The following is a 14,077-nucleotide window of genomic DNA, read 5'->3' on the forward strand; positions in this document are numbered from 1 at the left end:
GGCAGGGTCTTTCGATGAAGCTCGCTATCCTCTCGCGCGCCCCACAGGCATATTCAACACAGAGGCTGCGGGCTGCCGCGCTTCAACGCGGTCACCGGGTGAAGGTGTTAAACACGCTGCGATTCGCAATCGACCTGTCGGGACCTGAGCCCGATCTGCAGTATCGCGGCCGACTACTCTCGGACTACGACGCGATTCTGCCGCGAATCGGCAACTCAATCACCTATTTCGGTACCGCCGTCGTGCGACAGTTTGAGCAGATGGACGTCTACACGCCCAACACTGCAAACGGCATCACGAATGCGCGCGACAAACTGCGCGCCAGCCAAATCTTGTCTCGGCACGACATCGCGATGCCCGCTACGGCCTTCGTGCACAGCAGAGCGGATGTTCGCCTGGCCATCGAGCGTGTCGGCGGAGCACCCGTGGTCATCAAATTGCTTGAGGGAACCCAGGGGATCGGTGTGATTCTCGCCCCCGAGGTGAAGGTCGCCGAGGCGATCATCGAGACGCTGCATTCGACCAAACAGAACGTCTTGATTCAGAGCTTCATCAAGGAGAGCCGCGGGCGCGACATCCGTGCCCTCGTCGTGGGAGACCGCGTGGTGGCTGCGATGCGCCGGGTCGCAAGTGGCGACGAGTTTCGATCGAATGTGCACCGCGGCGGCACCGTCGAGCCCGTCGAGCTGACGCCGGAGTACACCCGGGCCGCGGTACGCGCCGCACAGATCATGGGGCTGCGTGTCGCCGGTGTCGACATGCTCGAGGGCAACGACGGCCCGCTGGTGATGGAGGTCAACTCCTCACCGGGTCTCGAGGGAATCGAGCGGGCCACGGGGCTCGACGTGGCCGGGGCGATCATCGACTACATCGCCGATCAGGTGGGGTTCCCCGAGATTGACGTGCGCCAGCGACTCAGCGTTTCGACGGGATACGGCGTGGCCGAAATCATCGTCTATGGCAATGCCGATTTTGTGGGAAAGCGACTGGTGGACTCGGGGCTGGGCGAACGTGACATCACGGTTCTGACGTTGCACCGCGGCGCGACGGTCATGCCCAATCCCAAGGCGGATCTTCTGTTGGAGGCCAACGATCGACTGCTCTGCTTCGGCAAGCTCGATGAGATGCGTTCGATGGTGCCCGAGCGTCGGCGCCGTCGTGCGCGCGTGCGTAAGCTGCCCTCGGAGCCTATTCCCGAAGGCTGATCAGATCAGGTTTCGACTCACACATCGAAGAAGCGAACAATGACTACTCCGCATCACGACATGATGGGCCCGGAAGAGAACCTTGAACGCATCATGCGCACGGGAACCGTGTGGTTCGCAGTCGCTGTCGGCGCGGTTGCCCTCGTGGTCGGCCCCCTGCTGGCATCCGGGTGGAGGCCCGCTGGCCTTCCCGCTGGGCTGGGTGCGCTGTGGTGGGTCGGCTCGGGACTCGTCACGCTCGGCATTGGGCTGCTCGGCTGGTCCGGCTGCCCGATCCTCGAAGTCTCGGTGCGCGTCGCCAACCGCAACAAGACCCGCACCATGCAGCTCGGCACCCTCGTGTTCATTGTCGGGGGCGCTGCGGCGCTGCTCGCCGTGATGCTCGGGCCACCCGCCTGATCACCGAAGCTGTCGGGCGGGCCTGGGTGAGCGCCCATGCTGAGCTGTCGCGCCCGCGCTTCAAACCTTTGATCGATGCTGGGGGTTTCGACGATTCGTAGGATTAAGGGTGACAGCCCGGCGTTCCGGGTGGAGGGAAGGCATCTTATGGTCCACGTATCGAGCGACATCGTCGGAGCGGGAACGAAGCCGCAGTCGGGTCGTCGCCGGTGGATCGGCTTGGGCGTACTGGCCTCCGCACTGTCGATGATCGTGCTTGACGGCACCATCGTCGGGGTCGCCCTGCCCGTTCTCATCGACGATCTGAAACTCACCCTCAGCGATGCGCAGTGGATCAACGGAATCTACTCGGTCGTGTTCGCCGCCCTGCTTCTGACTGCGGGTCGTCTGGGTGACCGGCTCGGCCGACGACGGATGTTGGTGGTCGGCATCCTCATCTTCATGGTCGGCAGCCTGCTGGCCGCGCTCTCCGGCAGTGCCGGCGCACTGATCCTGGCCCGAGTGGTCCAAGGCGTGGGCGGCGCGCTCATTCTGCCGACCACGCTGTCGACGGTGAACGCCACCTTCCGTGGCCGCGACCGGGCCGTCGCGTTCGGCATCTGGGGCGCCATCATTTCGGGCATGGCCGCGTTCGGACCTCTGATCGGCGGTTGGCTGACCACCGCGTTCAGTTGGCAGTGGATCTTCATCGTCAACCTGCCCCTCGGCGCGATCATCCTCGTTGGCGCCTTCCTCACTGTGACCGAAACGCGCGCCGTGATCACCTCGCGCGGGCTCGATGTGGATGGACTGCTGCTCAGCGCCATCGGCTTCGGCGGGCTCGTCTTTGCCATGATCGAGGGCCGCACGCTCGGGTGGTGGGCCCCGACCGCCGAGTTCACGATTTTCGGCTGGGTCTGGCCTGTGACCGCGCCGCTCTCCCCGGTGCCGGTGGCGGGTTTCATCGGCGTCGTGAGCATCGTGCTGTTCGTTCTGTGGGAACGGCACCGCGGTCACAACGGCCGGTCCGCCATTCTCGACCTCAAGCTGTTCGCCGTGCCGACCTTCACCTGGGGCAATCTGACGGCGCTCTGTGTAGCGATCGGGGAGTTCGGGTTGTTGTTCGTGCTGCCGTTGTTCATTGTGAACGCAATGGGGCTCACCACGCTGGGAGCCGGACTCGTGCTCGCTGCGATGGGGGTGGGTGCGTTCGCATCCGGTTCAATGGCCCGGCATCTCTCCGAGCGGATGGGGGCGCCCAACGTGGTGCTCCTCGGCCTCGGCATCGAGGTGGTCGGCGTGACAGCGACAGCACTGTTTCTCGGCGCAAACGGTGCACCGTGGATTCTCGCCCTGCTGTTGGTCGTCTACGGACTGGGTCTCGGGTTGGCCTCCGCTCAGTTGACGGGCACCGTGCTGGCCGACATCCCGGCCGAACAGTCCGGTCAGGGGTCGGCCACGCAGAGCACCGTTCGGCAGGTCGGGGCTGCGCTCGGCACGGCGCTCATCGGTGCGGTGCTCGCCGCGGGGCTGGCGACGTCGCTCCCTGCGCACCTCGATGAGGTTCCGGGACTGCAGCCGGCTGTAGCGCAGCAGCTCGCCCAGACGACCGAGCTTTCGGCCGGCGGCACGATCGCTCAGATTCGGGGTGAGGGCAAGAACTCTCAGCTCGGCGAATCGGGGCCGGCCGTCGCGTCCGCTCTCTCGGACGGTCTCGCGGATGCGTCCCGCGCGTCGCTCTTCGCGGCCACCGGTTTTCTCGCGCTCGGCTTCGTCTTTGCGCTGCGTTTGCGGTCGAAGTCGCGCGGGCGGCCCTGACTCGGTCTCTGCACTGAGTTGGGGAGCGGTCGTCGGGAGGGACTGGCTGAAAATAGAATGGGGGCATGACTGATCTGAGCTTGCGCCTGCCGAACCGACGGCTTCGCGCTGTGCTGAACCTGGGACCGAAGAATGCAGCCAAGCTGACCCTGCCCGAGCGCTTCGCCGCTGTCGACCTTTTCGTCGATTGGGATGACGCCGACGAGCTCAACACGCTCATCGTCACCGTCGACGACGGGCAAGTCCACTTCGAATTGCACGACGGCCAGATTGAACATCACTACCACCACCTCGGCGGTGGAGACACGACCGTCAGCCCCTGGCCGGCCGATGAAACCGAGCTTTTGCTCACCTGGGCGGGCCAGATCGGTGCCGATTTTCAGTTGCTGATGCCGCGCATCCTCGACGATATCGCCGAGGCCGCGGCCTGGCACGACGAGGGATACGACCTCTACGTCTGCGAAGTGGAGGAACCCACCCAACTCGATCTCATCGAGGTCGAGGTCGAGGGTGAGCTGATGACTCTGCCGTGGCTCGGCGCCGGCACGGTCACGCACGAGCACATCGAGGGGGAGGACCACCCGATCGCCCTGCTCTGGACCCCCCTCACAGCTGAGCCCGACCAGCCGATCGCCGAGGCCTGGCTCGACTCCGTGACGGAACTGCCCCGGACCAAGGCGCTTCCGGGGATCGACTGGACCGCGGTCGGGATGCCCGCCGACGAGGTGCTCTCCTGGCTGGAAGGGATCTACCTGAACCACCACGTGATCCCTGATGCCGAGGGCACCCTGCTCACCGCAGTGCTCGCCCGCTTGGGCGGCATCGACGCCGTCTAAACCTCGATCAGGAGGCCACGCTCGGGCGAATCCGTGCGACGCTTGTCGGATGGATCTGGAGGTGTCGCCCGCGCTCACGATTCCCGCACGGGAACTCGGCTGGCGGTTTTCGCGGTCCTCCGGGCCGGGTGGACAGCACGTCAACACCTCCGATAGTCGGGTCGAACTCTCCTGGAACGTTGCCGAGACGACGGCGCTCTCCGACGAACAGCGGCAGAGGTTGCTCGGCCGGCTGGGGCGTCGGCTTGTCGCCGGGGTAGTCACTGTGACTGCCTCCGAGCAGCGCTCTCAGCTACGTAACCGCGAGGTCGCGTTGGCGAAACTGGCCGAGCTGGTCGCCGCCGGGCTTGCCCCGGATGCGCCCCAGCGTCGGCCGACGCGGCCGACGCGGGGCTCGAACCGGCGACGCCTGGCCGCGAAGGGGCAACGATCAGCGACGAAGCAGAACCGGCAGCGTCCGTCAGCCGACTAACGAGTGCGGGTCGCGCCTCACGACATCCGTCGCGGGAGTCCGATCAGCCTGGGGCGGCTTCTTCGCCGAGTTCGAGCAGAATGTCTTCGCCGCGCATGTGGGCGTCACCCCGTTGGTCGAGCTCACCCCGTTGGTCGAGCTCACTCCGTTGGTCGAGCTCACCCCGTTGGTCGAGCCCATCCCGTTGGTCGAGCGTGTCGAGACCCCGTGAGCCAGCCTCGAGACGTGGCCGCGTGATCTCCACATGCCCGATCGGCGGATTCTCGCACACCTCGGCGGCGGCTATCGGGCGACGACCGATCCACTCGCGTCACTCTCGGAAACGGGAGCGGCAACGCGTGAGTGCGCGACCGACAGGCCCTGGCCGACTCGCCGAAAGAGTACGGCCGCACACACCGCACCGAACGCGAAGAAGCCGGCACCCCACCAGTACACGGTGGCGTAGCTATGAATCGCTGCTTCGGCGGCGACGGCCGCAGTGGGTGGCACGTGCGCTGCGATGTACGACGTCGCGGCTGTCGCGGCCAGTGTGTTGAGCAGGGCGGTTCCGATCGAGCCGCCGACCTGCTGGCTGGTATTGACCATGGCCGAGGCGACCCCGGCGAATCGGCGGTCGACGCCGAGTGTCGCCGTCTGGATCGAGGCGGGCATGATCGAGCCCATGCCGAAACCGATGATCAGCAGGGGCAGCAGGATGTCGGCAGCGTAGGTGCTCTTCAGGGTGAGCGTGGTGAGAGTGACCATGCCGATTGCGGCCAGCGCCATACCCAGAGGAACCATGACCTTTGGCCCGAACCGCGGCACGAACACGTTGGTCGACAGCTGGGCCGCGAGCACCAGCGCGGCGATCATCGGCAAAAACGCGAGTCCGGTCTGCACCGGCGTGAAGCGCAAGGATGTCTGCAGATAGTAGGTGACGAAGAGGAAGATCCCGAACATGCCGGCCCCGGCGATCAGCACCGAGATGTAGGCCGCTCCTCGGTTGCGGTCCAGCACGATCGCGAGCGGAAGCAGCGGGTGGGTGGCCCGCCGCTGCCAGAGCACGAAGGCGATGAGCAGCACACCCGCGGCAGCGAGCATCCCCCAGGTGAGCGGCGAGCTCCACCCATCGGTTTCGGCATTGGAAAAGCCGTAGACCACAGCGAACAAGGCACCCGAGACCAAGACGGTTCCCGGCAGATCCAATTTCGGCCGGGGTCCGGAGCGCTGGGCATTCCTCACGAAGATGGTTGCGCCGATCACGGCCACGACCGCGATGATGACATTGATGTACAGGCTCCACCGCCAGTTGAGGTACTCGGTCAAATAGCCGCCGAGCAGCAAGCCGACGGCGCCCCCGGCGCCCGCGATCGCTCCGAACACGCCGAAGGCACGGGAGCGTTCCTTGGGAATCGTGAACGTCGTCGTCAACACGGCCAGAGCGGTGGGGGCGAGCATCGCACCGAACATGCCTTGCACCGCGCGGGCCGCCACGAGCATCCCGAAGCTTCCCGCGGCGCCACCGACAGCGGAGGCGAGAGCGAAACCGACCAAGCCAATGAGGAACATCCGCTTGCGCCCGACCAAATCGGAGAGGCGGCCGCCGAGCAGTAGCAGGCTTCCGAAGGCAAGGGAGTAGGCGGTCACGATCCACTGGCGCTCGGCGTTGGTGAAGCCGAGATCGGCCTGAGCTGACGGCAACGCGATGTTCACCACTGTCGAGTCGAGCACGACCATGAGCTGCGCCAGGGCGACGACGGTCAGGGTCCACCAGCGACGAGAATAGGCGGGGGAGACAACGGGGACGCTCGAAGAATCTGAAAGAGTCTGAGGCATGGGGGTGACACTAGTCCTGGCCGTCGGGTTTCAAGGTTGGCTGACACCGTGACTGAGCCTGGCAAAACATGGCAAAGCTCACAGAAAGATGCATTCGCACGGTTTCGCTGGTGCGTGCGTCGAAAGCCGGCCGCACTGCTGCCAGCGGTGGCGCTCGGTTCCGCCCCCGTGGAGGGGACACTCACGCTCGGTCGATTACCATGAGACATGCCCAATTTCGCTTCTCGCACCTCTCACACCACGCCTCAGGCGTCTGCAACACGAGAGGATGTGTGACATGGATCTGGACATCTTTTCTGACATTGAGTCCGAAGTCAGGGGATACATCAGGTCGTTCCCCGTCATCTTCGACCGTGCGATCGGCTCGATCATGATCGATCAGGACGGCACCGAGTACATCGACTTCTTCAGCGGGGCCGGCGCACTCAACTACGGGCATAACAACCCGATCATGAAGACGGCCCTCATCGAATACATTGAGAACGACTCGATCTCGCACTCGCTCGACATGGCCACGGTCGCGAAGAAGCGCTTCCTGGAGACGATGAAGCGGGTGATCCTCGAACCGCGTGGACTGGACTACAAACTGCAGTTCACCGGCCCCACCGGTACCAACGCGGTTGAAGCGGCCCTCAAGATCGCTCGCCTGTCGACCGGTCGCTCGACCGTCGTCGCGTTCACCCGGGCCTTTCACGGCGTGAGTGGCGGATCGCTTGCCGCAACCGCGAACCAGCACTTCCGCCAGGCGGCGGGCTACACACTCGACAACGTCGTGTTCATGCCGTTCGAGGGCTACTTCGGGCCCGAGCTCGACACGATCGCCTACCTCGAGCAGATGCTGTCCGATCAGAGCAGCGGCCTCGAACTTCCCGCCGCGGTCATCCTCGAGACGATCCAGGCCGAGGGCGGCGTCAATGTCGCCAGCTCCACCTGGCTGCGCGCTCTGCGTGAGCTCTGCACGCGGCACGGCATCCTGCTCATCGTCGACGACATTCAGGCGGGTGCTGGCCGTTCCGGCGAGTTCTTCAGCTTCGAAGCATCCGGGATCGTGCCCGACATCGTGACCCTGTCGAAGTCGCTCTCGGGCTACGGCTTGCCAATGTCGCTCGTGCTCATGAAGCGCGACCTCGACATTTGGAAGCCCGGCGCCCACAGCGGCACGTTCCGCGGCAACAACATGGCGTTCGTCTGTGCGACCACGGCCCTCGAGACCTACTGGGCGGATGACGCACTCACGACCGACGTGCACCGCAAGGAAGCCCATGTTCGGGAACGCCTCGAGGCGATTGCCGCGAAGTACCCGCAGGCCGAACTTGAGGTGCGCGGCCGCGGCTTCATCTTCGGGTTTGCCAGCACCGCCATGCCAGAGCTCGCACGCACCGTCTCGAAGGAAGCCTTCAGCCGCGGCCTGATCGTTGAGACCGCTGGCCCCTCGGACGAAGTACTGAAGATGCTGCCGGCGCTCATCATCGATGACGCCACTCTGACCCGCGGCCTCGACATTCTCGCAGCGAGCTTCGACGCAGCGATCGCGAAGTCCTAGTCACCCGACAGATCGGATATCGCCCATGTCTTCCTCCACTGTTTCACTCCGCGCCACGAGCGCTGCGTCCCCCGCTGACATTCTCGTTCTGGGCGCGGTGAGCGGTCCCGATGGCGCCCGTCTCGTTGCTGGCACCGAGCACCCCGAGATCTCGGCACAGCTGGCTCTGTTGGATTTCGCCGCCCGAGCCGACCAACTGCTGCGTCTGCCCTCGCCGAAAAGTGAGTTCGGCAGCATCGCCGTGATTGGACTCGGAGCCGTGGCATCGACCGATGCCGTGCGTGATGCAGCGGCATCCGTCGTCCGGCAATTGACCGGGGCGACGTCTCTGACGATCGATCTGGGGCTCGAGAATGAGGCTGACACCGCCGCAGCGCTGCTCGGCGCCACTCTCGGGGGGTATACCTTCACGACATTTTTTGGCACGGTCAAAATGAATGCGGCCCGACCGGCCACGCAGATCACGATCGTCAGCCCGGTGACGGTGTCCGCCGCCGAGCAGGAGCGCGTCACCGTGCTGGCCGACTCCGTGAGCCTGGTCAAAGATCTCGTCAACACCCCGGGAGCCGAGCTGTTCCCGCAGACCTTGGCGGATGCGGCGGTGAAGGCCGCTTCTGGTCTGCCGGTTGAAGTTGAGGTGTGGGACGAGTCGAGGCTGGCCGCAGAGAACTGCGGCGGCATTCTCGGCGTCGGGCAGGGCTCATCGCGCAAGCCCCGACTGATCAAGGTCAGCTATGCGCCGGCCGGGGCCAGCACTCATCTGGCTTTTGTGGGCAAGGGCATCACGTACGACACCGGCGGATACTCACTCAAGCCGGCCGACTCCATGCTCACGATGCACCACGACATGGCCGGTGCCGCCACCGTGCTCGCGGTGACCTTGGCCGCCGCCCGCCTCGGCCTGAACGTGCGCATCACCACATTCCTGTGCGTGGCTGAGAACCTGGTTTCGAGCACCGCCATCCGCCCGAACGACGTGCTCACCATGCGCAACGGCACCACCGTGGAGGTGCTCAACACCGATGCCGAGGGTCGCTTGGTCATGGCCGACGGATTGTCGCTCGCGAGTGAAGAGAATCCCGACGCCATCATCGATGTAGCCACTCTCACCGGAGCCGCGATTGTGGCGCTCGGACGTCGCACCACTGCGGTCATGGGCGAGAGCGCGTTGGTCGCCGACGTCGTCGCCGCCGGGGATGCGGCCGGTGAGGCACACTGGCCGATGCCACTTCCGAAGGAGTTGCTGGGACTCCTCGACTCGCGTTTCGCTGACATCGCGAACCTCAACCCGAGTGTGCGCGATGCGGGCATGCTTGTGGCCGGCGTTTTCCTGCAGGAGTTCGTGGGCAATCAGGCGGGGAGCGACGTGAAGATACCGTGGGCGCACCTCGACATCGCGGGCACCGGCACCAACAACGGCGCCGGCTTCGGCGTCGTGAGCACGGGTGGCACCGCGGCCTCGGTACGCACCCTGATCGGGGTCGCGGAGCGGCTCGCCGCGCGCTAACCCGCGTACGATCGGGTGGTGCCCCCACGCTCCCCACTTCCACAGCGCCTCGGGCTGGATGCCGCCTGGTTGCGCACCCCTGACCTCGACCATGCGAATCCGTTCCCTTGGTCGACGATGGGGGACTGGCTGCACGAGCGACTCCGCGAGTTCATCGATGTGCCGGGGTTTCTGGCCGAGGAACGCTTCGTCTACGAATCCGGCGCGTCGGTGGTCGGCGCCGATCCCTATCAACCACACACCTTTGTCTGGTTCCATCGCGATCTCTCAGAGGAGATATTCGTTCCGGGGCATATTCACGTGGTGCACCGGGATGAGCGCATCGTCGTGATCGATAAGCCGGCTTTTCTGTCGACCATTCCGCGCGGCCGGCACGTGCAGCAAAGCGTCGTCGTGCGGCTCCGGGCCGAGCTCGGCCTGCCCGAGCTGTCGCCGCTGCATCGGCTTGACCGGGTCACGTCGGGTGTCCTAATCCTGGCGACCGAGAAGCGTTGGCGCGGGGCATATCAATCCATGTTCCAGCGCGGTGAGGTCGGCAAGACCTATCACGCGCTCGCAGCGTTGCGCGCCGACCTCGAGCTGCCCGTGACGGTGCTTAACCACCTGGCCAAACAGCGCGGCCAGATGCAGGCTGACGTCGTGCCTGGCGCTCGGGCCAACGCCGAGTCACTGATCGAACTGGAATCCGTGGTGGGTGACAACGGCATTTATCGGCTGTCGCCCCGCACCGGTCGCACCCACCAACTGCGCATGCACATGCTCGGCCTGGGGATCCCGATCAGTGGTGACCCGCTGTACCCGGTTGTTCAGCAGGTGTCGGTGAATGACTTCACGACACCGCTGCAATTGCTGGCGAGTGCGGTGGCGTTCACTGATCCGATCGACGGGGGAGCGCGCAATTTTGAGAGCGTTCGCAGTCTGCCGTTACACAGTGAGGTCGAATAGTTGTCGAAATGAAGTACGATTAGCCCTCTTCGAATTATGAGAAAAGCTCGTATTTCTCTTCTTTTTCTGGGAGAATGGAGCTATGTCAATCACCTCCCCACCCCGAGTCTCCGCCTCGGAGCCGACACCCGCCTCGGGTGCGTCGGCACCGACCGCGGCCATGGTGCTGGCGGCGGTCGAACAGGCCCGCTCTTCTCTGGCAGTGCTCGGCACCGTCAGCCCCGAGGCGTTCACCGACGACGACCTGCTCGGGGTGCTCGGTGCGTTCGAAGGCGTCGGCCGGCTGGTTGATGCCGGCCGGGTGGCTGTGGCGGCGACGGTCGAGGAACGCTCCGGCCGGTGGCTGGGCCGGGACTCCCTCGCCGCGAAGCGGGGCTGCACGAGTGGCGTCGACCTGATCACCCGGGTTACCCGCATTTCTGGCCGTGAAGCGAAACGGCGTAGCGCGCTGGGCTTGCGGATGCGGGACACGCAGCACGTCGGAACGATCATCCCCGCACTGTTCCCCACGGTGGGTGCCGCGGTCGCTTCGGGCTTGCTGGGGGTGGATGCGGCGGAGGTGATCATGTCTGGTCTGGCCGAGATCTCCCCGCGTGTTGCCCCCGATGATCTTGCGGCTGCGGAACGCGCTCTGGTGTCTGCGGCGACGGGCACGATTACGGCCGAGAATGAGGGTGAGCCGGGCGCGGGCTTTGCCTTCTCGGCGGACTCACTGCGGGTGCAGATGTTGCAGTGGCAGGCGGCGCTGGACCCCGACGGGGTGGCACCGAATGAGGTCGAGGGTGAGGCGACGAGCACGATCAGTTTCGGCCGCTTCAAAGACGGAATCTACCCGGTGCGGGGCGGTGTGACTCCTGATCTGTATGGAATCATGAACCTCACCTTCGACGCGTTCATTGCCGCCCGCAAAACCCCCGCGTTCCCGACCGCCGCCGAACAAGCCCGCGACCAGGCACGCGAAGACAGCGCCGAGCTAGACGGACAAGACCTGGACGACGACCATGACCATGACGACCACGGTCAGGGTTCAGCCTCAGCCGAGGCTCCTCTTCCCGGGTCGGCCGGGCATGAGTTCGATGACGTCGACACTCGCACGGCTGGTGAGAAGCGGGCCGATATTCTGCGCGGCATGTTCACCCAGCTGGCACAGGCCGATAACACCCCCAGCATTGGTGGCGCACCGCCGACCGTGGTGGTGCATGTGAACGTGAATGATATTGAAGCCGGTCGCGGTGTCGGCTGGATCGATGGTGTCGACGCCCCCATCTCGCTTCGCACGGTGGATCAGATGATGTGTGCCGGAGGCACCCAAACGGTTCTGTTCGGTCCGAACGGTGAGGTGCTGACGCTGACCGATCCGCAACGACTGTTCAACCGTGCCCAACGCCGGGCGATCCTCGCCCGCGACGGCGGCTGCGGCGTTCCCGGCTGTGATGCCCCCACACAATGGCTCGAGTTTCATCACGTGATCCCCTGGAGTAAAGGCGGCGTCACTGAAGTCGACAATGGTGTGGCGCTGTGTTGGCGACATCATCACACCATCGAAACGTCCGGCTGGGAGATCTTGATGGTCAACGGCCGCCCGCAAGTGAAGGCCCCGGCCTGGATCGACCCGAGCCGCACCTGGCGCGACGCCAACCGCCACCGCACCGACACCCACCGCCGCGACTGACGCGCTGCAGCGACTGACCTGCCGCGTTGTTGCCTCGGCTGTGCAGTGAGACGGCTATGCAGTGAGACGACTGTGCAGTGAGACGGCTGTGCAGTGAGACGGCTGTGCAGCGAGCCAACAACGCAGAGCAGGGTTTATCGCACCCGCGAGAGAAACTCTTGGGTGCGCGCGTGCTGTGGGTTTGCGATCATTTCAGCTGGATCACCGGATTCGACGACCACTCCGCCATCCATGAAGACCAGCGAATCGCCGACCTCGCGGGCGAACCCGATCTCGTGGGTCACCACGACCATGGTCATGCCGCTCTGCGCCAGTTCCTTCATGACCTCAAGAACCTCGCCGACGAGCTCAGGGTCGAGAGCCGATGTCGGCTCGTCGAAGAGCATGAGCTTCGGATCCATCGCGAGCGCGCGGGCGATTGCCACGCGCTGCTGCTGACCGCCGGAAAGCTGGCCGGGGTAGGCGTTGGCCTTGTCGGCCAGGCCGACCCGGTCGAGCAACTCAAGTGCACGCGCGGTCGCGTTGCGGCCCCTCTTCTTGCCCACGAGCTGCGGGGCACAGGTGATGTTCTCCACGACAGACAAGTGCGGAAAGAGGTTGAACCGCTGGAACACCATGCCTATGTCGCGGCGCTGGGCTGCGGCTTCGTTCGGCTTGAGCTCGTAGAGTTTGGAACCGTGTTCGCGGTATCCGATGACCTCGCCGTCGACGAGAATGCGCCCGCCTTCGATGCGCTCGAGGTTGTTGATACAGCGCAGGAACGTGGACTTGCCCGACCCTGACGGCCCGATCACGCAGACGACTTCACCGCGCTTGACCTCGAGGGAAACGCCCTTCAGCACATGGTTCGTGCCATAGGCCTTGTGCACGCCGTCGGCCTGCACCATGAGTTGGTCACTCATTGTTCTTCTCTTTCCCTGTGGAGATCGTTCCGGTGGGCAGCAGCTCGGCATCATGGTCGAGCATGGCAACCCGAGTATTCGTCACCGGGGCACTGCGCTGATCGAAGCCGCGCGCAAACCGACGCTCGAGAAAGTACTGTCCGATCATGAGGAGGGAGGTGAATGCCAGATACCAGACGGATGCGACAAGCAGCAGCGGGATCGGGTTGAGGGTCTCCGCCGAAATATCTCGTGATCGGGTGTACAGGTCGAGGCTGAATGGTACGGCCGTGACGAGTGATGTGGTCTTGAGCATCGAGATCACTTCGTTGCCGGTGGGCGGAATGATGATGCGCATGGCCTGGGGGATCACGATCTTGCGCATAGTTTGCGCCCAGGTCAGCCCGAGTGCGGTGGATGCTTCAAGCTGACCGGTGTCGACCGACAGGAGTCCGGCGCGCACAATCTCGGCCATGTAGGCGGCCTCGTTGAGTGCCAAACCGAAGACGGCAATCCAGAACACGTCAACCGCATCGATGCTTTCAATGACGAGCCACGGATCCTGGAACGGGAGCCCGACCTCAATGGTCTTGTAGATCGTCGAGAGCAGACCCCAGAACACCAGTTGAACATAGACCGGCGTGCCCCGGAATAGCCAGATGAAAACGCCCGAGGCTGCCGTGAAAATGGGGTTGGGGCTCTGGCGCATTACCGCGAGGAGAACGCCCAGAAGAATGGCGATGATCATCGAAGCGATGGTGAGAACGAGCGTCACACCGGCAGCCTGAATGATTCGCGGGTCGAAGAGGTACTCGGCAAAGGCCGCCCAGTCGTAGGCGCTTCGCCCGCTCGCGTCGATCACGAAAAGGGCGAGGGCGAGAAGGATGACGATGGCGGCGACGGTGCGCCAGGGGTGCCTGACGTGAATCGAGTGGATCGCCGGGGCACCGGTGACCGGGTGGATACCCGGTCGCCGGGCCGAGGGAGAAGTTGATTTCATTGTGA

General features: G+C 64.7%; 12 protein-coding genes. 9 read left to right on the forward strand and 3 right to left on the reverse strand.

Going from position 1 to position 14,077, the window contains the following annotated elements; genetic code table 11:
• The first annotated feature begins 14 nt into the window (after window positions 1–14).
• The 5 genes from rimK (at window position 15) to arfB (ending at window position 4,709) form a co-directional block, all read left to right on the forward strand.
• The gene (rimK, locus tag HNR05_RS02215; protein ID WP_179577540.1) at window positions 15–1,205 is read left to right on the forward strand and encodes a 30S ribosomal protein S6--L-glutamate ligase; all 1,191 of its coding nucleotides are present in this window, start codon (window positions 15–17) and stop codon (window positions 1,203–1,205) included.
• A 39-nt stretch (window positions 1,206–1,244) separates the two neighbouring features.
• Window positions 1,245–1,604: a hypothetical protein gene (locus HNR05_RS02220; protein ID WP_179577541.1), complete on the forward strand. Its 360-nt coding sequence runs from the start codon at window positions 1,245–1,247 to the stop codon at window positions 1,602–1,604.
• A 147-nt stretch (window positions 1,605–1,751) separates the two neighbouring features.
• Entirely contained in the window at window positions 1,752–3,401 is a 1,650-nt protein-coding gene (locus HNR05_RS02225) for a DHA2 family efflux MFS transporter permease subunit (protein WP_179577542.1), read from the forward strand.
• 65 nt (window positions 3,402–3,466) lie between these two features.
• A complete protein-coding gene (locus tag HNR05_RS02230) occupies window positions 3,467–4,237 on the forward strand; it encodes a hypothetical protein (RefSeq protein WP_179577543.1) in 771 nt (256 codons plus the stop codon).
• Window positions 4,238–4,286: 49 nt separating this feature from the next.
• A complete protein-coding gene (arfB, locus tag HNR05_RS02235; protein WP_179577544.1) occupies window positions 4,287–4,709 on the forward strand; it encodes an alternative ribosome rescue aminoacyl-tRNA hydrolase ArfB in 423 nt (140 codons plus the stop codon).
• Between the two features lie 282 nt (window positions 4,710–4,991).
• Here arfB and HNR05_RS02240 read toward each other — a convergent pair whose 3' ends face one another.
• Window positions 4,992–6,524: a DHA2 family efflux MFS transporter permease subunit gene (locus HNR05_RS02240; RefSeq protein WP_179577545.1), complete on the reverse strand. Its 1,533-nt coding sequence runs from the start codon at window positions 6,522–6,524 to the stop codon at window positions 4,992–4,994.
• Window positions 6,525–6,801: 277 nt separating this feature from the next.
• Here HNR05_RS02240 and ectB point away from each other — a divergent pair, with 277 nt between their 5' ends.
• From ectB to HNR05_RS02260, 4 genes are all read left to right on the forward strand, one after another.
• Entirely contained in the window at window positions 6,802–8,067 is a 1,266-nt protein-coding gene (ectB, locus tag HNR05_RS02245) for a diaminobutyrate--2-oxoglutarate transaminase (protein ID WP_179577546.1), read from the forward strand.
• A gap of 25 nt (window positions 8,068–8,092) precedes the next feature.
• Window positions 8,093–9,574: a leucyl aminopeptidase gene (locus tag HNR05_RS02250; protein WP_179577547.1), complete on the forward strand. Its 1,482-nt coding sequence runs from the start codon at window positions 8,093–8,095 to the stop codon at window positions 9,572–9,574.
• A gap of 18 nt (window positions 9,575–9,592) precedes the next feature.
• Window positions 9,593–10,519, forward strand: coding sequence for a pseudouridine synthase (locus HNR05_RS02255; RefSeq protein WP_179577548.1), 927 nt, complete (start codon window positions 9,593–9,595; stop codon window positions 10,517–10,519).
• An 82-nt stretch (window positions 10,520–10,601) separates the two neighbouring features.
• Complete coding sequence (locus tag HNR05_RS02260) at window positions 10,602–12,191, forward strand: HNH endonuclease signature motif containing protein (protein ID WP_179577549.1); 1,590 nt, start codon at window positions 10,602–10,604, stop codon at window positions 12,189–12,191.
• A 134-nt stretch (window positions 12,192–12,325) separates the two neighbouring features.
• On the opposite strand, the gene HNR05_RS02265 is transcribed toward HNR05_RS02260, so the two are convergent.
• A complete protein-coding gene (locus HNR05_RS02265) occupies window positions 12,326–13,093 on the reverse strand; it encodes an amino acid ABC transporter ATP-binding protein (protein ID WP_281369781.1) in 768 nt (255 codons plus the stop codon).
• On the reverse strand, window positions 13,086–14,072 hold the full coding sequence (locus tag HNR05_RS02270) for an amino acid ABC transporter permease (protein WP_179577550.1): 987 nt from the start codon (window positions 14,070–14,072) through the stop codon (window positions 13,086–13,088). Before HNR05_RS02270 ends, HNR05_RS02265 begins: the two co-directional genes overlap by 8 nt.
• Between the last annotated feature and the right edge of the window lie 5 nt (window positions 14,073–14,077).

This window comes from Leifsonia psychrotolerans (assembly GCF_013410665.1).
Lineage (GTDB): Bacteria > Actinomycetota > Actinomycetes > Actinomycetales > Microbacteriaceae > Cryobacterium > Cryobacterium psychrotolerans_A.

What these genes read in the sequence shown, in the direction of transcription:
- rimK (WP_179577540.1), top strand. Translation starts at nt 15, where the DNA reads ATGAAGCTCGCTATCCTCTCGCGCGCCCCACAGGCATATTCAACACAG.
- HNR05_RS02220 (WP_179577541.1), top strand. Translation starts at nt 1,245, where the DNA reads ATGACTACTCCGCATCACGACATGATGGGCCCGGAAGAGAACCTTGAA.
- HNR05_RS02225 (WP_179577542.1), top strand. Translation starts at nt 1,752, where the DNA reads ATGGTCCACGTATCGAGCGACATCGTCGGAGCGGGAACGAAGCCGCAG.
- HNR05_RS02230 (WP_179577543.1), top strand. Translation starts at nt 3,467, where the DNA reads ATGACTGATCTGAGCTTGCGCCTGCCGAACCGACGGCTTCGCGCTGTG.
- arfB (WP_179577544.1), top strand. Translation starts at nt 4,287, where the DNA reads ATGGATCTGGAGGTGTCGCCCGCGCTCACGATTCCCGCACGGGAACTC.
- HNR05_RS02240 (WP_179577545.1), bottom strand. Translation starts at nt 6,524, where the DNA reads ATGCCTCAGACTCTTTCAGATTCTTCGAGCGTCCCCGTTGTCTCCCCC.
- ectB (WP_179577546.1), top strand. Translation starts at nt 6,802, where the DNA reads ATGGATCTGGACATCTTTTCTGACATTGAGTCCGAAGTCAGGGGATAC.
- HNR05_RS02250 (WP_179577547.1), top strand. Translation starts at nt 8,093, where the DNA reads ATGTCTTCCTCCACTGTTTCACTCCGCGCCACGAGCGCTGCGTCCCCC.
- HNR05_RS02260 (WP_179577549.1), top strand. Translation starts at nt 10,602, where the DNA reads ATGTCAATCACCTCCCCACCCCGAGTCTCCGCCTCGGAGCCGACACCC.
- HNR05_RS02265 (WP_281369781.1), bottom strand. Translation starts at nt 13,093, where the DNA reads ATGAGTGACCAACTCATGGTGCAGGCCGACGGCGTGCACAAGGCCTAT.
- HNR05_RS02270 (WP_179577550.1), bottom strand. Translation starts at nt 14,072, where the DNA reads ATGAAATCAACTTCTCCCTCGGCCCGGCGACCGGGTATCCACCCGGTC.